Raw genomic sequence first — 18,030 nt, 5'->3', positions numbered from 1 at the left:
CATCTCTGGCTTAGACGGTGCAACCGGATTTTTAAGTCACACCTTTCCAGGCGCTAGAGCCTGACCACAGACCCTAGAAGATTGAACGGCCGATGCGCTCTGCCAGCAGTTCTAGTGCTGCTGTGCCCGCTAGGGAGTTGCCTGATGGATCCAGCTCTGGTGACCAAACGGCGATAGACATTTCGCCCGGCACGATTGCAATGATCCCACCACCGACACCGGACTTACCCGGCATGCCAACACGGTAAGCAAACTCCCCTGCGCCATCGTACAAACCACAGGTGGCGAGAAGCGCATTCACCTGCTTACTCTGAGTCTGGCTGACAATTGTTTTTTCTGCGCCTAAAGGAAGTCCCTTATTTGCCAGATAGTTAAATGTCTTTGCCAGATCCACACAGCTCATACGAAGCGCACAATAATGGAAGTAGTTAGCCAGTACCGGCATCACATCGTTGTCGAAATTGCCGAAAGCCCGCATCAGATAAGCGATTGAGGCATTGCGATCGCTGTGATCCATTTCAGAGGATGCAACGACTTTGTCGTAGCAAATATGCTCGTTACCGGAAAGGTGACGAACGAACTCCAGCATGCGCTGGCGCGGAGCTGAAAGGCGGCTGTGTAACATATCGCACACCACCAAAGCGCCTGCATTGATGAACGGATTCCGGGGGATCCCCTGCTCCATTTCAAGCTGGATCATAGAGTTGAATGCCTGACCTGAAGGCTCTTTACCCACCCGCAGCCAGATCTCCTCTGGCTGGTAGTTTTGCAGGGCTAGCGTGAGACTGAGCACCTTGGAAATAGACTGGATTGAAAAGGCTTCTTCAGCGTCGCCAGCAGTGATGATTTCGCCGTCGTTGTAGCACACCGCGATGCCCAATTTAGAGGCTGGCACTTTTTTCAGAGCCGGAATATAGTCGGCGACTTTGCCCTGTCCGATCAGCGGACGAACTTCTTCCAGGATACCGCTCAAAAGCTCTGGGGTGGGTTTCATTGCTATCTCCAGTGGTCAAAAAAGCCAACACGAGGTTGGCTTTAGGCTTTGCGACACTTTACACAGTCGTGTCGCAAGAATGGTATGAGTTTTTTATTAATCGACGCGGGCGTACTTCATATCCCAAACGCCGTGGCCAAGACGGTGGCCGCGCGCTTCGAATTTAGTCAGTGGACGCTCTTCAGGGCGTGGAATGTATGGACCATCTACCGCTGTGTTTTTGTAACCTGGTGCCACATCCATCACTTCAACCATATGTTCAGCATAGTTTTCCCAGTCCGTCGCCATGTGGAAAATGCCACCGATTTTCAGCTTGTCACGCAGCATTTGAACAAATGCTGGCTGAACGATACGGCGCTTATGGTGACGTGCTTTGTGCCATGGGTCCGGGAAGAAAAGCTGAACGGTATCAAGGCTCGCAACTGGCAGCATGTGCTCGAACACTTCAACCGCGTCGTGGCACATTACGCGCAGGTTAGTAATACCTGCGTCACGCGCAGCCATCAAACATGCACCAACACCTGGGCTGTGTACTTCAATACCGATGAAGTTCTTCTTCGGTGCATTCTTTGCCATTTCAACCAAAGATGCGCCCATGCCGAAACCTATTTCCAGCACGACTGGGTTGTCGTTTCCAAACACTTCAGTCCAATTGAGTTGCTTCTCTTCGAAGTCGATACCCATGGTCGGCCAGCAATCGTTCATTGCTTGCTCCTGACCTTTGGTCAAACGCCCTTCGCGACGTACAAAGCTTCTGATCTTACGAATAACTTTGCCGTCTTCGTTCAATTCGGTTTTGATGACTTCTGCCATGGTGTTATGCCTGCAACTCAATAATGAAGAAAAGTTAAGCGGATCGCGCATTATCCAAAGATTGCGCCTCGGTGCAAGTCTTGGACGCTTGCCGTACAAATCTTTCCAGAAAACGTGGTCTTTTTTAATCAGCGACCGTAGTAGACTGTCCGCCAATAAAGATAACAAAGAGCAAGCAAAGTGAGTCAGTCTTTTTCCGATGCCATTTTGACGTGGTATGACAAATACGGCCGTAAAACCCTGCCGTGGCAGCAAGAAAAAACACCTTACAAAGTGTGGCTGTCAGAAATCATGTTGCAGCAAACACAGGTTGCGACGGTTATCCCCTACTTCGAACGCTTTATGGCGCGCTTTCCAACGGTGGTGGATTTGGCCAATGCCGAGCTCGATGAAGTGCTGCACCTCTGGACTGGGCTTGGATACTACGCCCGTGCCCGTAACTTGCATAAAGCGGCGCAGAAGATCGCCACTGAGTTTGGTGGCGAATTCCCAACAAACATTGAAGATGTGATGGCACTACCCGGTGTCGGCCGCTCAACCGCCGGTGCTGTGCTTTCACTGTCACTCGGTCAACATCATCCGATTTTAGATGGCAACGTAAAGCGAACCCTTTCCCGCCACTTCGCCGTTGAAGGCTGGCCGGGGAAAAAGCCTGTTGAGAACCAGCTTTGGGAACATGCCGAAGCAAACACGCCAGCTGAAGGTGTGCAGCGGTACAACCAGGCAATGATGGATATGGGGGCGATGATCTGCACCCGTAGCAAACCAAAATGCGATATCTGCCCGATCAATTACAGCTGTGAAGCCAATGCACTGGGTCGTCAGACGGATTTTCCCGGAAAGAAACCCAAGAAAACCATCCCAGAGAAAGAAACCTGTTTTATTCTGTTCCAGTACCAAGACCAAATCTGGCTGGAGCAGCGACCACCAGCAGGACTTTGGGGTGGGTTGTGGTGTCTGCCGGAGACCCCCGAGCAAACCGCCAACAATTTTGTTGCCAGTAAACTGGCGAAAAACAACTTTGATGAGCCAGAGCATCTCACGGCGTTTCGTCATACCTTTAGCCACTTTCACCTAGATATCGTGCCCGTTCGCGTCAAGTTACACAGTAAACCCGATAACATTGGGGAAAACGGGATCATGGAAGGCAACGGCGGGCTTTGGTATAACTTAACCCAACCAGCGAAAGTCGGGCTGGCAGCACCGGTACAAAAGCTGCTGGAAAGCCTGACCAGAGAGCTAGAACTTTCAAATAATAACTAGGGTAACTAGGAGCTTAATGATGAGCCGCACTGTATTTTGCCAGCGCCTGAAGAAAGACGCAGACGGTCTGGATTTTCAACTGTATCCGGGTGAGCTGGGTAAGCGCATTTTCGATAACATTTCCAAAGAAGCCTGGGCCCTGTGGCAAAGCAAGCAAACCATGTTGATCAACGAAAAGAAGCTCAACATGATGGAGCCAGAGCACCGCAAGCTGCTTGAAGAGGAAATGGTAAAGTTCCTGTTCGAAGGTCATGACACTGTGATCGAAGGCTATACTCCACCTTCAGAGTAAGGCTTTCTGCACACAATCAGCCTTATAGCTTTGTATTTAAAAGCATCTTGATTACGCTAATCGAGATGCTTTTTTGTTTTTATGGGATTCTTCGCTTTGCGCCGCTTATTCACAATACTTCTTCTGGCAATCCTAACTTCAGGCTGTAGCCGCGAAATGGTCGAGTCTACGCTTGGAGTAAGTTACGAGACCACCAACCGCTTTGCCAAAAACCTCGCGCCTTTGCCGGGGCAATTTGAAAAGGACTTCGCAGCACTTGATAAGCTCATCAACGGTTTTAGCGGCGACATCGAAGTGCGTTGGGGTAAAGACGAAATCTACATTTCCGGCAAGCGTGATTACGTAAAGTACACCGACAACTACATGAGCCGAGCCCGCGTCGATTTCGCCAACGGCCTTGTCACCATCGAAACCGTCGCCACCACTGAGCCCAAGCAGCACTTGAAGCAGGCGATCGTCACGACACTTTTAACACCAAACGATCCTGCGTCGGTCGATCTTTATTCCGCCGCTGATGTTCCTCTATCCGGCGCGCCTTTCTTGCAAGGGCAGATTTTGGATCAAGACGGAAAAGAGATCGCATGGGAATGGCGCGCCAATCGCTACGCCGAGTATCTGGTGGCGAATAAAGTGAAAACCAAATCGCTGCGGTTCCAGAAAGTGTTCTATGTCGAAATACCAATGGTGAAGGATCACTCCAGTAAACGTCGCTATCAGTATGCTGACCTTATTCGTGATGCTTCACGTCGCTATGGCATCTCCGAAGAGCTGATTTACGCCATCATCAAAACCGAAAGCAGCTTCAACCCTTACGCCGTGAGTTGGGCCAATGCATATGGTTTGATGCAAGTGGTGCCAAAAACAGCAGGACGAGATGTGTTTAAACTGGTGAAAAAGCGCCCAGGAGAACCTTCTCCTGAGTATCTTTTTGACCCAGCGAAGAACATTGATGCAGGTACCGCGTATTTCTACATCTTGAAAACACGATACCTGAAAGATGTGCGCGATCCGCTTTCAAAACATTACAGCATGATCTCTGCTTACAATGGCGGAACAGGTAATGTATTGAAAACCTTCCACCGTTCTGACCGAAAACGGGCGATGAATGATTTAAACCGATTAAATCCTAATCAAGTGTATTGGGCATTAACCAATAAACACCCGTCGTCAGAGTCGAGACGCTATCTCCAAAAGGTCACTAAGTTCCAAAAAGAATTCCGCTCTATGCAATAAAAACGCGGGAAACACTGGAAAAGCTGAGGATTTTTAAACCAAACAGGCCAAAAAGCCATCAAACGGTCTTATTTGACGTTTTTTTTAAAAAAAGGTGTTGACGGTAAGCCTCAAAATCCGTTTAATGCACCTCGTTGCCTCGATAGCTCAGTTGGTAGAGCAGGGGATTGAAAATCCCCGTGTCGGTGGTTCGATTCCGCCTCGAGGCACCATATTCAGTGAAATGGTGCAGATACGAAAGCAACGTTTCCACGGTTTGTGTGCCGGCTTAGCTCAGTTGGTAGAGCAACTGACTTGTAATCAGTAGGTCACCAGTTCGACTCCGGTAGCCGGCACCACTTTTTTGATGTATAGTCTCGCGCTTACATCATTGCCTCGATAGCTCAGTTGGTAGAGCAGGGGATTGAAAATCCCCGTGTCGGTGGTTCGATTCCGCCTCGAGGCACCATATTTGAATGGTGATTGATAATTTATCAGTACCAGACAATTCCCCCTTAGTTCAGTCGGTAGAACGGCGGACTGTTAATCCGTATGTCGCTGGTTCAAGTCCAGCAGGGGGAGCCACTTAAGAAGCCTAGTCGAAAGACTGGGCTTTTTTTCGTCTGTACGTTAGCACTTTGCGCCTATATGTTGCTGACGGAAGACTGCCTTACCTGTATGGCTCGTTCCAAGATCCAGCAGCGGGAACCAGTTAAGAAGCCTAAACTAGGCGTTCCCGACGAAAGACTGAGCTTTGTTCGCCCCCCTTCAGACTTACCAAATAAGAAAGCCTGCTAGTGATAGCAGGCTTCTTGTCTTCGTGTCGTCCATAAAATGTTAGGCGTTGTATTCCATACCCGCCGACAAGCGGAATGTGCCACGTGCTGTGCGCCCTTCATCGAGATAGGAAAAGTCCTCACAAAGCTCAGTGACCAGCGCGATACCCCTGCCACATCGGGCAACTGAATCATCAAGCGTGCTGTCTCCATCTTCGTAATAGAAACCTTCGCCATTGTGCGAAACATAGAATGTGAGTTCACGCTTACTTGGGCTGAATGAAATTCCCACTTCCAGATAAGCAAAACGGTCAAGCGCATCCAGCCTTGCCTGACGTTCGATGTAGTAATCCAGAAACCCTTCGTCATCTACCTTGAGGTTAGAGGCCAATCTCAGCAAACCATGCTCCAAGGCATTGTTAGCAAGCTCTGACATAATGGTACACATCAAATCCAGATCGATATTGCTGCCAAGCGTCCCTTTGAGCATGCGGCGGATCTCTCCGACCAGATTCACCTTACGAAGTTCATCAGCGCCGAAATAGACGGTGAGCTGCGCAGGTGAACGCCTTTCATAATATTCAGGTTCACCGGGCTGCAATTCCACACGGCTGAATATCGGTGCCGTCATTTCCAACATCGACATGTCGTCACCGACCCCACCACCTTTGGTAAACTTGGTCACATGCTCTCGGGTTGCTTCGATAATGCTCGGCTGATTGTCAGAGAACATGGCTTCCAGCCCTTCTTCTCCCAATTCTCTGCCCTCTGCATCCCGCGCTTCGATGACGCCATCAGTGAAGAAAAAGAGCTTGTCCCCTTCTTCCATTCGCAGAGCAACCAGATTCGCTTCAAACTCATCAGAATCCATTGCACCAAGCGCCATATGTGCTGATGGAAGGCGATGTTTAATTTCTCCTCGCTTGTCGAGCAGATAACCATCTGGCATACCGCCTCCCCACCAATTCACCTCGAGACCATTCGCCGACACCTCAAGAAGGTTTGCAGCCACCAGCATGCCAGGAGGCAGGAATTTCTTTAGGGTATCGTTCATTTCCTTCACGATGTCGCCAAGGGCAAAACCGTTTTTGGTCATGGCAAAGAAGGCTTTGGTAGCAGGAATCGTAGAAATAGCAGCAGGTAGACCATGGCCAGTCGCATCCGCAAGCATGGCGTAAATACCACCCTGCGGTCTGGGGGTCACCAGAACCACATCACCGTTAAAATTGGTAAAGGAACTGGTGTAGAACTCCACCCCTTCCGCTTCCTGATAACACGCTTGCATCAGGTTACTGAAGATGGTTTCTGCCATTGTGTGCTCATAAAGGGTATGCGCCTGAAAATGCTTGAGCTTATCGCGCTGCTCGGACACTTCGTTATACAAACGTATGTTCCGGCAGTGTGCACGCACTTTGGCAACGATGGTGGTTCGGCTGATGGGCTTGGTAAGAAAGTCATCCCCCAGCGTCATGCAGCGGTTAAACGCGTCGTTATCAGTGATCCCCGTGAGAAACACAATAGGGAGGTAGGTGTTGCGGTAACGCATCCGGATTTGTTTGGCCGCTTCAAAGCCATCCATTACCGGCATCAACACATCCATGATGACCAGATTGGGCAGTTCTTCCAGAGATTCCAGAATATCTAACGCCATCTGGCCATTGTCAGCAATCAGCAACTCGTCAAATTCATCCTTGAGCACATGTTCAAGGAAGCACTGCAGCGAGACTTCGTCTTCAACGATTAATGCTTTCACCCGCCACCTCCGGGAATCGATTTACTCGATAATAAATTTCTTCTCGAAGCGGGCGATCACTAATACACGTTTGATCTGCGGCATCGTATTAATAAGTCGGATATCCCCTTCCTTCTTATTCAGGAAACTCTGCATGTTCAGCAACATGCCAAGCCCCGCACTGTCGATATATTCGGTACCGCGAAAATCGACCACGATTTCTTTGCCCTGGCAATCCGTATAGGCATCTCGAAACTCCTGTACAACACTGAAGTCAAACTGCCCGTTTACGTGGATTACCACTGATTTACCGTCATTTTTTTCTTCACGACTGATGGCCATAGTGTCTCCTAAAACAATTCTATGTCGCCTTCATCTGCAGACATTTGTTTTGCCGGGGCTCGCTCTGCTGAGCCAGCCATTTCTTCAATATCATCCACTGCTTTATGCAGCGCGACCCAATCCACATTGCCAGACTCCAAACTCGCCATAATGAGGGCATTGAGGTCTTCCAGAATGTGGAGGTTGTTAAGTACGTGCTGGCCCTGCTGAGACACAATGTCTGCGAACTGCAGGCCCTGAATACTTTTAGATACTTCTGCGCGCACCGCTTCACCTTGGTCGGTCATCTTGCCGATCTCCAGGGTGACCTGTTGGTTAACTTCCTGTACGCCTTTCAACAGGGATTCAATGCGCGTTTTAGATTCTATGGATGTGGTCATATCAAGCGTGGCAATCTCACCCACTATCGAGCTGGTTTGCTTGACCGTATCCTGAGCAAGGTTGATGTCGCGGTGGATTTGGCTGTTGAGCGTCGATGCGCGGTTTGCCAAATCACGCACTTCCGCTGCTACCACACCAAAGCCTCTTCCGAGCTCACCGGCCCGGGCAGCCTCAATCGCCGCATTGAGTGCCAGCAGGTTGGTTTGGTCAGACATCGCCTGTACCTGATCCAGAAGACCAAATACCGCCTGAAGCTTTTCTGACATGTCGTGGATACAGTGGATTGCCGTAATGGATTTCTCCGACACCTGCACCAGAAGGTCAATGTACTGGTCGATCGCCTGTTCAGTTTCCGGTAACACTTTGGTGAGGTTGTACTCACTGTCTTCGTTGTTCAGGAGCTCAGTCACCATGTGTTTCGCGAGTGTTGACTGCTCTCCCACCGCGCGCTCCATGCCGAAAAAACTGGAGTTGAGGTTATGAACCGAGTCATTGATCACCTCTTGCTGGCGGTCGAGCTGCTCCCGGATAGGGATCAGCTCAATATTCAGGATGCTGTGAATCTTTCTCAGGATGGCCGTTGACTCATAAGAGACAGAGTTGTCATCCAGCGGGAATTCCTCGACAACATCTGCTTTCACACTGACATCGCTCTCGCCTTGCCTCACCAGAAGCAACACAGCCAGTGACACAACTACCGCAGCCGACATCGTTAATGGCGTCTGTGCTGCCACCAGCGGATAACAACCTGCAGCAATCCCCAATAATGCGATGACCCATCTAACGCTTTTTCTACCCATACACTTTGCCTACCAGGTAAGTCGCGATTTTCTCCAATGGCAGCACTTGCTGTGCCGCTTCTATTTCTACTGCTGCCCTCGGCATTCCCCACACCACCGAACTGTGTTCATCCTGCGCGACAGTCACTGCGCCCGCTTCGCGCATTTCCAGCATGCCTTCCGCCCCATCCCTACCCATACCGGTAAGGAGAATCGACATAGCACGGTTACCTGCTGCTTCCGCAATGGAGGAAAACATCACATCAACAGATGGCTTATGGCGCTGAACGGGTTCTCCGTCGTTACGCACGCAGTAATAACGACCTGCGCGCTTTACCACCTGCATGTGCATGTCTCCTGGAGCAACATAGACACGTCCATTCACAAGTGGCGCTTTATCCGATGAAAGCTCTTCCACCTGTAGTTTGGAGGCGCGGTTGAGCCTTTCGGCAAAAGACTTACTGAATACCGCCTTAATGTGCTGCGTAATGACAATCGGTGGCATCATCTCAGGGAGTGATTCCAAGACGTTACGGATGGCTTCAGTACCACCTGTTGATGCACCAATGGCGATAATGTCGAAGTCAGAGCAAAGGTTACGTCCCGATACACTGATTTCGCCTTGTGAACGGTGAGTTGCACCCGCAATGTTGGCAGAGGCTGCCATCTTCACTTTCTCTATCACCAACTGGCGATAGTTGCCCATTTCAGCCGCTACGTTCTCAGTAGGTTTGGGGAAGTAGTCAACAGCACCCAAATCAAGCGCTGCCAAGGTGGCGTCTGCCCCGTGTTGAGTCAGTGTGGAAATCATCACCACTGGCATAGGGTGGAGACGCATCAGGTTTCTTAAGAACTGAACACCATCCATTTTGGGCATTTCGATGTCCAATGTGATCACATCAGGTTTGAGCTTCTTAATCTTTTCGCGCGCTTCGTAGGGATCAACTGCCGCGCCCACCACCTCAAGTTGAGGATCTGAATCGATAATTTCACTGAGCAATGCTCTAAAAACGGCAGAGTCATCAACAATCAGTACTTTATGTACTCGTTTTCCCATTAGAAAAGCTCCGCACTGTCGTCATCTTGTCGTTTCGCCTCATTGACCAGGCGACGTTTATAACTGCTTTCTTCTGCTTCTACCTCACCACGATAACCACGAAGCTTCTTCACCCAGGCCTTGCCTGTCATAGGGTCAAATACCACCTTTCTGGGGAACTCGCTGCCTAAGTCTTCCCCTACCAGCGTCAATCCTTCGCTTTTGATGTAATTGCGGATGAATTCAATATTCTTTTCACCCACATTGGCCTGCTTCCCCATCACAGTGCCGCCGCCAAAAAGCTTCACCCTTAAACGACTCTTGATAGCACCCTGCTGGATCAAGGTGTTGATCAATAATTCCATGGCATAGTTGCCATATCGCGCTGCATTAGATCGCCACTGAGTGGGATCCCAGCCTTCAATGTCGTCTGCATCACCGAAGGGCAACATAAAGTGGTTCATGCCACCAAGATCGACGAAGGGATCCCAAACACAGGCTGAGATGCAAGATCCCAATCCCGTCGAGATCAATTCACGCTCGTTGGTCACATAGACCTCGCCGGGCTGAATCTTTACCATCATCATTTGCTTACCGGGGTGATAGAAACGCCTCGCCCCTGCCCCAATCGGACATCCGGTAAGCTCCAAAATCTTATGCATACAGAGCTCTGTTCGATGTTAATGCAGGACGGGGGACTCCGAAGTCAGGGTTTGCGAAACATGGTTTGTCCCAGGTTTTCAAACCGACTTCCCATCTGTCCGATGCTTTCTGAGTGACCGATAAAAAGAATGCCGCCGCTTCCAAGTTTTTCCCAATAGCGCTGGATAAGCATCTGCTGCACATCTTTCTCAAAATAAATCATGACATTACGACAAAAAATGGCATCAAGTGGCCCTTTGTGTGGCCAGTCCCCCATCAAGTTCAGTTGCTTGAACGTGATTGCCTGTTGAAGCAGGGGTTTAACTTTCAGTAGTTCCTGTTTTTTACCTTTTCCGCGAATGAATCCATGTCGCAACATCTGGTCGGGAATCGCCTTCATTGCGTCAATGCCATACGTGCCATTTCTGGCCACTTCCAGCACTTGCGTATCGAGGTCTGTCGCCAGAATTTTGCAGTCATAATTCGGCGTTAACAGGCCACACGCAGCCAATGTTGATGCAATGGTGTAAGGTTCTTCGCCTGTTGAACAGCCGGCTGACCAAATGCGGATACGGCGCTTTTTCTGCTTTTGCCATTCCGTCACCAACGTGTCCACCAGAAAATCAAAGTGGTGCTTCTCGCGAAAGAACTGGGTTTTGTTTGTGGTCAGGGCGTTGATGAACGCGACCCGTTCGTCCAAGTCGCTCTCAACACGGCTAAAGTAATCCCGAAAATTATCGAGCCCTGTGCGACGTAAGCGTCTTGCCAACCGTCCGTACACCATGGAGTTCTTTCGCTCAGAGAGAGAAATGCCTGTCTCTCTGAGCATGAACTCCTGAATGTACTTAAAATCCTTGTCAGTAAACTCAAACTCGCGCTGCTCTTCGATTTGGCTCAGCGCCTGAATGGCGTCCACTGTTAGAACTCCTCCCAATCATCTTCGTCTGCCATTGAAGAAGGAGTACCGTTGGCCACTTTCTTCACTGTCGCCGGTGCAGGCACTGACACTCTTGGCGAAGCTGGCGCGCTTCCTGAGAAGCTCTTAATCGGCTCTCTGGCTGCACTGAACCCCGTGTTGGCGCTGTCTACCTGAAAGAAACCGATCAGATTGAGAAGCTCGCTACCTTCGTCACGTAGTGACTGGCTGGCCGCTGAGGCCTCTTCAACCAATGCTGCATTCTGCTGGGTCATCTCATCCATCTTGACCACGGCTTTCGAGATCTCATCGATACCGGTCGCCTGCTCCTGACTCGCGGAGTTGATCTTGCCAATCAGTGTGCTCACTTCACCGACTGCATCGACAATCTCATTCAGCATTTCACCGGATTCATCCACCAGCCTTGAGCCTTCAGATACCTTTTCAACACTGTCTTTGATGAGATCTTTGATTTCTTTTGCTGCACCAGCACTTCGCTGTGCCAAGTTACGCACTTCACCGGCAACCACCGCGAAACCACGACCTTGCTCACCAGCCCTCGCTGCCTCAACGGCTGCATTCAAGGCAAGCAGGTTAGTTTGGAAGGCGATTTCATCGATCACGCTGATGATGTCTGAAATGCGCTTACTCGCTTTGTTGATTTCACCCATGGCTTTGACGGTCTGCTTCACAACTTCACCGCCTTTCTGGGCCTTAGTACTGGCATCAAGTGATAGACGGTTAGCCGCATTGGCACTTTCTGCATTCTGCTTCACGGTTGAGGTCATCTCTTCCATGCTGGCGGCAGTTTCTTCGAGGCTTGCTGCCTGCTCTTCAGTTCGTTCACTCAGGTCCGAGTTACCGTCGGCAATCTCACCGGACGCCGATGCCACGCGGGAAGAGGACGCAGTGATCTTCTCAACCATGTCACGAAGATTAGTAATGGAGGTATTCACCGCCTCGCTCAACAGGGCGAAATCCCCTTTGTAGTCTTCCGGCATGTTTACCTTGAGGTTCCCTGCCGAGACTTTAGACATAACGTCTTTGCAGTTATTCAGCGGCGAAACCATTGAATCGAGCAAACCATTGATGCCTTCACTCAGGTTAGCCATAAAACCGGTGTATCTAGAAGTATCCATACGCGTGTCCAAACGCCCCTCGGAGGCCGCCTCAATAAGCCTTTGAACATCACGCTGGCCCGCCATTTGCTCGGTAATATCTTCCCACTGCAGAGCAGGGCCAATGTAGTTGCCCGCCGCGTCATACATGGCGATACAGGTCAGTGAGAATTCAAGCTCACCCACTTTGATTTCGGCGGTGTAAGGTAAGCGGTCCGGATTGCTGATAATGCTGCGTTGGTGCGCCGGGTTTTTATGGAAAATATCGATATTCTTCCCTTCCAGCGCATCCGCCTGAAAGCCAGGGAAAATAGTTCGCAATTCGCTTTCACGACCACCAAGCAATTTTGTCAGTGCAGGGTTACAGTAGGTAATATTGCCGTCTTTGTCGGCCATCATGATGTTGGTGGTCATACCTTCCACCGCAGAAACTAAGCGTCCAACTTCTATCTCACGCTCACGTTCTGCTGTCACATCACGCCACTCTAAGCTGTTGCCAATGTACTTGCCCTTCGCATCAACAATTGCAGCAACATTGAGTTCAATAGTGACTCCAGCGACCTGAATATCGGTTTTGTAAGGGAGATTGTTAGGATCAGACAGAAGCTGGCGCTGGTGCGCAGGGTTTTTGTGGAATTCATCAATGCAACGGCCCATCAACCAATCTCTGGTGGCCATGAAACTAGGCCAAACTTGTTTGAATGACGCTTGATGATATTCGAACAATCTGACAGTTTCTTCATTGATATAGGTAATGGCAAAGTCGCGGTCAATAAGCACCATCGCCGTCAGTGATTGATCGATCGCCGCTTGCAATTGGGCGCGCTCATTGTCAGCTTTCAGATCCTCGGTAATGTCATCCCACTCAAGCGTATTACCAATGTAATCGCCTTTGTCGTCAGTGACCGCTCCCACCACAAGGCGAAGCGTCACATCTTCGACCTGAATGTTAGTTTCATAAGGGAGATTCGCCGGGTTCGAAAGCATCTGTCGTTGATGCGCTGGATTGGAGTGGAACATGTCGATACAAGCTCCAACGATCCATTCTTTCTCAGCGCGGAAGCTCGGCCATTTTGAACGGAACAGGGCTTCATGTATCTTCAACAATTCCATAGATTTGTTATTGACATAAAACACCTTAAAGTCCCGGTCGACCATCATCAGTGCCGTCTGCGCCGCATCCAACGCAGACACAATATGAGCTTTTAAACCTTGATCTTTTTGTGTGTTTTCAGCTGCAGCTGTTTGCTCTTTCTTCCACCACGACATAATTGTTATTCCTCGCTAACCAAATCTGGCTGCGTTACTTCATGCAACTCGTCAAAATCGAACAGTTTTTCTAAACGAATCAACACCACGTGTTTGCCATCAACTGATGCGATACCTTCAATGTACCGCTCATCAATTTTCACAAAACCGGGTGCCGATTTTATTTGGCTTTCGGACAGCTGATAGACTTCAGCTACTGCATCCACGATAACGCCCAGCGATTGGCCTTTGGCATTGCGCACAATGACCACCACCGTGGTTTTGCTCAATACCGACGGATCCATGCTGAAACGTTGCCTAAGATCCACAATAGGAATGTACTCACCACGAAGCTCTAAAACGCCCAGCAGATAACTTTCACTGTTTGGCAGTTTGCGCACTTCCGACCAACCACGTACTTCCTTCACGTCTAGAATGTTCAGTCCGTACTCTTCCTCGTCGATAAGGAAGCTGAGGTATTCCATGACTTCTTCAGACATCTCTCACTCCTCAATGCACCAGGTTGTCGATGTCGAGCAGCGCATCCACATCTAACAGGCTCATTACCTGCGCATCCACATTCAGTAGGCCGCTGACAAACGGCATCACAACAGAGTCACCAATCGGTGGGATCAAGCTGTTGTCTCCCATGTCGATCACATCTGACACTGCATCCACGACGATCCCCATCATGCGATTTCCGGCGTTTTCACCTGCTTTGAGGATCAACACCACAGTCGTGGGAAGGTATTCCACCTTTCCGATATCGAATCGGACACGAAGATCCATGATGGGCACGATCATTCCTCGGAGGTTGATCACTCCAAGAATGAATTCAGGCGCTCTTGGAATCAGTGTGGGCGACTCCCAAACCCGGATCTCCTCAACGGTCTGGATATCAACACCGTAAAGCTCATGAGCCAGATCGAAGCTCAGGAAATCCGATCCCTTGAGTCGGTCTTCACCGTTGACCATTTCATCTTTGTTTTCTGCTACAGCCAGGGCTTGCTCACTCATTTGCTCCTCCTATGCCGCAATATGGCTGTTGGCATCGCCGACGCGACTCAGGAATCCTGTCATCAGCCCCTGCACATCCAAGATCAGCGATACCGAACCGTCACCGAGAATCGTCGCACCCGAGATGCCATTCACGCGGGTGTAGTTAGATTCAAGACTCTTAATCACCACCTGCTGCTGCCCAAGCATTTCGTCGAGTAGCAGACCAATTCGGTTGCCACCGGCTTCCACCAGACACAGCAGTTGCTTGTCGAGTGCACCGGATTCGCCGAGGCAAAACTCTTCTTTCAAGCGGAGGATTGGAATATTTTCATCACGCAGTCGGTAAAGCTCTACACCACCCGTCGCCACTTTCACGCGATCAGATTCGATTTGAATGGATTCGATAATCGAAATGAGTGGGACGACAAAGACTTGATCGGCGAGTTTCACCAATTGCCCGTCAAGGATGGCGAGCGTCAGTGGTAAGCTGATTCGGAACACACTGCCTTCATCGGGCTTAGAGTCCACTTCGATATGTCCGCCTAGATCTTCAATGTTTCGCTTCACCACATCCATGCCCACACCGCGGCCGGATACATCCGAGACGACTTCTGCTGTCGAGAAACCCGGCGCGAAAATCAGGTTGTAGACCTGATGATCGGAAAGATCATCGATTGCAGTTTCTGCATGAAGCAGACCTTTCTCGATGGCTTTTTTCCAGACCCTTTCTTTGTTGAGGCCAGCACCGTCATCACGCACTTCGATCACAATAGACCCGCCTTGGTGATAGGCGTAAAGGTTGACGCGTCCGGTTTCTGACTTGCCTTTCTCTGCACGAACCTCCGGCGATTCCAAGCCATGGTCTACTGCATTGCGTACCAAGTGAACCAATGGGTCGGTAATACGCTCTAGCACGGTTTTATCAAGCTCTGTCTGCTCACCTTCGATGATCAATTCAACGTTCTTACCCAATTGGGAGGACAAATCACGAATAAGTCGTGGGAAGCGGTTGAACGCAAAGCTGATTGGCAGCATGCGGATATTCAGCACACTCTCTTGCAGTTCTTTGGTGTTCTGCAGCAGTTGGTCAAGCCCAGCTTGCAAGCGTTCGAGCTTACTTTCAGAAAAGTTCTGGCTGAGTTCAGTGAGCATGGATTGTGTAATAACCAGCTCACCAACGAGGTTGATAAGGTTATCGACCTTGTCGATTTCCACACGGATTGACGATACCGCATCGGCTTTTGAAGCAGGTGCCTTCGATGGCGCTTTAGGCTTGGCCGCTGCAGCAGGTGTAGGCGCACTACTTGCAGCAGGAGTCGATTCAACTGGCGCACTCTCTGGCACAGCTTCTTCGGTCTGCTCGCCTTCCGCTTGAGTGATTTCAAGATCACATTCGTCTTCCACCCATTCGAAGATTTCTTCAATCTGATCTCGGGTGACAACACTGTCTACCGAGATCTTCCAACTGAGGTAGCACATCTCAGGCTCGATCTCGTCAAGCGTCGGCAAAGTGTCCTGCACACATTCAATGACGCATTCCGCGCCAAGATCGAACATTTCCCGAAGGATGCGTACAGGATCGTTGCCCGAGAAAAACATCTCTTTATGGGGCTTGAAGAGAACGATCCAATCGCCCGAGCCGCCGCTTTGTTCAGGCAGAGCTTCCTCGGATTGAGCTGCTGGCGCTGCGCTATCGGAAGCCGATCCGCCATTGAGAAGATCATTGAGCTGATCTGTCAGTGCATCTCGGAGCGCATGGTCGAAATCTGTATCAGTTTCATAAGCTACCAACATGCTGTTGATGCAATCGCCCCCTTTGAGGAGCAAATCAATGGTGGCGGCATCCAGACGACGCTTCCCTTCCCTGGCTTCGTCGAGCAGTGTCTCCATGACATGAGTAAACTGGCTGATTTCATTGAGGTTAAAGGTCGCACCACCGCCTTTTATAGAGTGAGCAGCCCGGAAAATAGTGTTGATGATATCAAGATCAACATCAGCATCCGGGTCAAGGGCAAGTAGCTCACGCTCTAGGACTTCAAGGTTCTCACGACACTCCTCATAGAAAATCCGGCGCAGTTGGTCCATGTCCAAAGCCATAGCGGTCTCCTTGGTTGAACACTTAAATAACGCGTTGCAGGGTCTTCAATAGCGTGTCGGGATTAAATGGCTTAACAATCCAGCCAGTGGCACCGGCTGATTTACCCATACTCTTTTTCTCTGCCGACGTTTCAGTGGTCAGCATCAGAATCGGTGTGAATTTGTATTGCGGTACAGCTCGAACCTGTCGGACGAATTCCAGTCCATCCATGTTCGGCATATTGACGTCAGAAATAATGACATCGTATTGACCTGACTTGGCTTTTTGCAGTGCTTCGGCACCATCGTTAGCCGTTTCTACCTGATAGCCCGCTTCTTTGAGCGTATGGCTTACCATTTGACGAATTGATACAGAATCGTCCGCAGCTAGAATTTTTCGCATACTGTCACCCTGATTGAACTACCTGAAAAACTTACTCAGCAAAATCGACTAAACCCAATGGCTCAATCAATCCTAATGTCTTTGCTGCTCCTACTAGTTCACCGGACGCACCTTCCCATTTCCAACCTATAGACTGGTTGTTACAGAGATTTCTGGCGGTGAGTAGAAGTTGTAATCCTGGCGCATCAACACGTGATACTTCGCTACCATCGATCAGCAAGCTGTCGGACTGCTCTAATTCGGCTTGCAGGCGATCTTTTAGGTCCATCACCTGTGTAATGTCTAGTTGTTCCCCCAATGAGAATCCCATCGCAGAATTCCCTCCCCTAACTATTGACTTACGTCGAAAAGCTTTACGTACCACTAAGTGTAGCAATAATGGGAAAAATGAAAGTTTTTTAAGCAATTGGATTTATAGTGCGACATTCGGTAAGAATCCTGACACTTTTGACCAGAAGTCCTGTCATTTTCAAAACCGGAGTCCTTGTTTAAATCCACACAGACCTGCCGGATATAACTGATAAGCTCATCACAACACAGTGAAAACTGGTCAAACCTGAATCAGCCTGATTTAAATCGCATCGAATCAGGTAAAAAAGCAGCAATCGAACAATTTGGGTGAGAAATTATTTTGACAAGAACCCAGCTCTGCTATTTAATGGCGCCCGTTGCCTCGATAGCTCAGTTGGTAGAGCAGGGGATTGAAAATCCCCGTGTCGGTGGTTCGATTCCGCCTCGAGGCACCATTTTTAAATAGGCGATGGATTCTGTTTCTGCTTCGCAGAAATGTGTCGGTCCCTAGCCGGGCGCGGTCAATTCCGCCTCCAGGCAACGCGTTAAGTGAAATGGTGCAGATACAACAGCAACGTTTCCACGGTTTGTGTGCCGGCTTAGCTCAGTTGGTAGAGCAACTGACTTGTAATCAGTAGGTCACCAGTTCGACTCCGGTAGCCGGCACCATCTAAAACGAAGAAGCCTCGTCATTGACGAGGCTTTTTTGTATCTGCA

Annotated in this window: 17 protein-coding genes and 6 tRNA genes; 9 read left to right on the top strand and 14 right to left on the bottom strand. The window is 49.8% G+C overall.

The genetic code is table 11. The features are described from left to right. Positions 1 to 73: 73 nt before the first annotated feature. Both glsB and trmB read right to left on the bottom strand, forming a co-directional pair. Positions 74 to 994, bottom strand: coding sequence for a glutaminase B (gene glsB / locus GCE9029_RS19475; RefSeq protein WP_062666120.1), 921 nt, complete (start codon positions 992 to 994; stop codon positions 74 to 76). A gap of 96 nt (positions 995 to 1,090) precedes the next feature. Beyond that, positions 1,091 to 1,807 (bottom strand): tRNA (guanosine(46)-N7)-methyltransferase TrmB, encoded by a 717-nt coding sequence (gene trmB / locus GCE9029_RS19470; protein WP_062666118.1) that lies wholly within the window; start codon positions 1,805 to 1,807, stop codon positions 1,091 to 1,093. A 180-nt stretch (positions 1,808 to 1,987) separates the two neighbouring features. On the opposite strand from trmB, the gene mutY reads away from it, so the two are divergent. From mutY to GCE9029_RS19435, 7 genes are all read left to right on the top strand, one after another. Next, positions 1,988 to 3,070, top strand: a complete 1,083-nt coding sequence (gene mutY, locus GCE9029_RS19465) for an A/G-specific adenine glycosylase (protein WP_062666116.1) — start codon at positions 1,988 to 1,990, stop codon at positions 3,068 to 3,070. A 19-nt stretch (positions 3,071 to 3,089) separates the two neighbouring features. Beyond that, on the top strand, positions 3,090 to 3,362 hold the full coding sequence (locus GCE9029_RS19460; RefSeq protein WP_062666114.1) for an oxidative damage protection protein: 273 nt from the start codon (positions 3,090 to 3,092) through the stop codon (positions 3,360 to 3,362). Positions 3,363 to 3,443: 81 nt separating this feature from the next. Beyond that, positions 3,444 to 4,595, top strand: a complete 1,152-nt coding sequence (gene mltC, locus GCE9029_RS19455; RefSeq protein ID WP_062666112.1) for a membrane-bound lytic murein transglycosylase MltC — start codon at positions 3,444 to 3,446, stop codon at positions 4,593 to 4,595. Between the two features lie 136 nt (positions 4,596 to 4,731). Beyond that, positions 4,732 to 4,807: transfer RNA gene (locus GCE9029_RS19450), tRNA-Phe, on the top strand. 50 nt (positions 4,808 to 4,857) lie between these two features. Beyond that, a tRNA-Thr gene (locus tag GCE9029_RS19445) sits at positions 4,858 to 4,933 on the top strand. Between the two features lie 34 nt (positions 4,934 to 4,967). Next, a tRNA-Phe gene (locus tag GCE9029_RS19440) sits at positions 4,968 to 5,043 on the top strand. A 40-nt stretch (positions 5,044 to 5,083) separates the two neighbouring features. Continuing rightward, positions 5,084 to 5,159, top strand: a tRNA-Asn gene (locus GCE9029_RS19435). A 252-nt stretch (positions 5,160 to 5,411) separates the two neighbouring features. Here the strand turns inward: GCE9029_RS19435 and GCE9029_RS19430 are convergent. Genes GCE9029_RS19430 through GCE9029_RS19375 form a run of 12 tightly spaced genes read right to left on the bottom strand, consistent with a single transcriptional unit; the run spans position 5,412 to position 17,332 of the window. Beyond that, positions 5,412 to 7,103, bottom strand: coding sequence for an ATP-binding SpoIIE family protein phosphatase (locus tag GCE9029_RS19430; RefSeq protein ID WP_062666110.1), 1,692 nt, complete (start codon positions 7,101 to 7,103; stop codon positions 5,412 to 5,414). 21 nt (positions 7,104 to 7,124) lie between these two features. Then, positions 7,125 to 7,424, bottom strand: coding sequence for an STAS domain-containing protein (locus GCE9029_RS19425; RefSeq protein ID WP_062666108.1), 300 nt, complete (start codon positions 7,422 to 7,424; stop codon positions 7,125 to 7,127). A gap of 8 nt (positions 7,425 to 7,432) precedes the next feature. Continuing rightward, entirely contained in the window at positions 7,433 to 8,605 is a 1,173-nt protein-coding gene (locus tag GCE9029_RS19420; protein ID WP_062666106.1) for a methyl-accepting chemotaxis protein, read from the bottom strand. Continuing rightward, positions 8,598 to 9,641, bottom strand: a complete 1,044-nt coding sequence (locus GCE9029_RS19415; protein ID WP_062666104.1) for a protein-glutamate methylesterase/protein-glutamine glutaminase — start codon at positions 9,639 to 9,641, stop codon at positions 8,598 to 8,600. The genes GCE9029_RS19420 and GCE9029_RS19415 overlap by 8 nt, the downstream gene beginning before the upstream one ends. Then, positions 9,641 to 10,282 carry a chemotaxis protein CheD gene (locus tag GCE9029_RS19410; protein ID WP_062666102.1) on the bottom strand — a complete coding sequence of 214 codons (642 nt, stop codon included), beginning with the start codon at positions 10,280 to 10,282 and terminating at the stop codon, positions 9,641 to 9,643. The genes GCE9029_RS19415 and GCE9029_RS19410 overlap by 1 nt, the downstream gene beginning before the upstream one ends. Positions 10,283 to 10,326: 44 nt before the next feature. Beyond that, a complete protein-coding gene (locus GCE9029_RS19405) occupies positions 10,327 to 11,178 on the bottom strand; it encodes a CheR family methyltransferase (RefSeq protein ID WP_062666100.1) in 852 nt (283 codons plus the stop codon). Between the two features lie 2 nt (positions 11,179 to 11,180). After that, positions 11,181 to 13,565, bottom strand: a complete 2,385-nt coding sequence (aer2, locus tag GCE9029_RS19400; protein ID WP_062666098.1) for an aerotaxis transducer Aer2 — start codon at positions 13,563 to 13,565, stop codon at positions 11,181 to 11,183. A 5-nt stretch (positions 13,566 to 13,570) separates the two neighbouring features. Then, positions 13,571 to 14,044 carry a chemotaxis protein CheW gene (locus GCE9029_RS19395; protein WP_062666096.1) on the bottom strand — a complete coding sequence of 158 codons (474 nt, stop codon included), beginning with the start codon at positions 14,042 to 14,044 and terminating at the stop codon, positions 13,571 to 13,573. Positions 14,045 to 14,054: 10 nt separating this feature from the next. After that, positions 14,055 to 14,561, bottom strand: coding sequence for a chemotaxis protein CheW (locus GCE9029_RS19390; RefSeq protein ID WP_062666094.1), 507 nt, complete (start codon positions 14,559 to 14,561; stop codon positions 14,055 to 14,057). Positions 14,562 to 14,570: 9 nt separating this feature from the next. Further along, positions 14,571 to 16,640 (bottom strand): chemotaxis protein CheA, encoded by a 2,070-nt coding sequence (locus tag GCE9029_RS19385; RefSeq protein WP_062666092.1) that lies wholly within the window; start codon positions 16,638 to 16,640, stop codon positions 14,571 to 14,573. Positions 16,641 to 16,662: 22 nt separating this feature from the next. After that, positions 16,663 to 17,022 (bottom strand): response regulator, encoded by a 360-nt coding sequence (locus tag GCE9029_RS19380; protein WP_002537454.1) that lies wholly within the window; start codon positions 17,020 to 17,022, stop codon positions 16,663 to 16,665. 31 nt (positions 17,023 to 17,053) lie between these two features. After that, the gene (locus tag GCE9029_RS19375; protein ID WP_062666090.1) at positions 17,054 to 17,332 is read right to left on the bottom strand and encodes an STAS domain-containing protein; all 279 of its coding nucleotides are present in this window, start codon (positions 17,330 to 17,332) and stop codon (positions 17,054 to 17,056) included. 360 nt (positions 17,333 to 17,692) lie between these two features. Here GCE9029_RS19375 and GCE9029_RS19370 point away from each other — a divergent pair. Together GCE9029_RS19370 and GCE9029_RS19365 are read left to right on the top strand one after the other, a co-directional pair. Further along, positions 17,693 to 17,768: transfer RNA gene (locus tag GCE9029_RS19370), tRNA-Phe, on the top strand. Between the two features lie 138 nt (positions 17,769 to 17,906). Beyond that, positions 17,907 to 17,982, top strand: a tRNA-Thr gene (locus tag GCE9029_RS19365). Positions 17,983 to 18,030 lie beyond the last annotated feature (48 nt).

The organism is Grimontia celer (assembly GCF_900055185.1).
Lineage (GTDB): Bacteria > Pseudomonadota > Gammaproteobacteria > Enterobacterales > Vibrionaceae > Enterovibrio > Enterovibrio celer.
This window is presented reverse-complemented; position numbering and strand designations above follow the sequence as displayed.

Coding starts and splice junctions, on each gene's coding strand:
- glsB (WP_062666120.1), bottom strand. CDS start 994: ATGAAACCCACCCCAGAGCTTTTGAGCGGTATCCTGGAAGAAGTTCGT.
- trmB (WP_062666118.1), bottom strand. CDS start 1,807: ATGGCAGAAGTCATCAAAACCGAATTGAACGAAGACGGCAAAGTTATT.
- GCE9029_RS19460 (WP_062666114.1), top strand. CDS start 3,090: ATGAGCCGCACTGTATTTTGCCAGCGCCTGAAGAAAGACGCAGACGGT.
- mltC (WP_062666112.1), top strand. CDS start 3,444: ATGGGATTCTTCGCTTTGCGCCGCTTATTCACAATACTTCTTCTGGCA.
- GCE9029_RS19425 (WP_062666108.1), bottom strand. CDS start 7,424: ATGGCCATCAGTCGTGAAGAAAAAAATGACGGTAAATCAGTGGTAATC.
- GCE9029_RS19420 (WP_062666106.1), bottom strand. CDS start 8,605: ATGGGTAGAAAAAGCGTTAGATGGGTCATCGCATTATTGGGGATTGCT.
- GCE9029_RS19415 (WP_062666104.1), bottom strand. CDS start 9,641: ATGGGAAAACGAGTACATAAAGTACTGATTGTTGATGACTCTGCCGTT.
- GCE9029_RS19410 (WP_062666102.1), bottom strand. CDS start 10,282: ATGCATAAGATTTTGGAGCTTACCGGATGTCCGATTGGGGCAGGGGCG.
- aer2 (WP_062666098.1), bottom strand. CDS start 13,565: ATGTCGTGGTGGAAGAAAGAGCAAACAGCTGCAGCTGAAAACACACAA.
- GCE9029_RS19395 (WP_062666096.1), bottom strand. CDS start 14,044: ATGTCTGAAGAAGTCATGGAATACCTCAGCTTCCTTATCGACGAGGAA.
- GCE9029_RS19390 (WP_062666094.1), bottom strand. CDS start 14,561: ATGAGTGAGCAAGCCCTGGCTGTAGCAGAAAACAAAGATGAAATGGTC.
- GCE9029_RS19385 (WP_062666092.1), bottom strand. CDS start 16,640: ATGGCTTTGGACATGGACCAACTGCGCCGGATTTTCTATGAGGAGTGT.
- GCE9029_RS19380 (WP_002537454.1), bottom strand. CDS start 17,022: ATGCGAAAAATTCTAGCTGCGGACGATTCTGTATCAATTCGTCAAATG.
- GCE9029_RS19375 (WP_062666090.1), bottom strand. CDS start 17,332: ATGGGATTCTCATTGGGGGAACAACTAGACATTACACAGGTGATGGAC.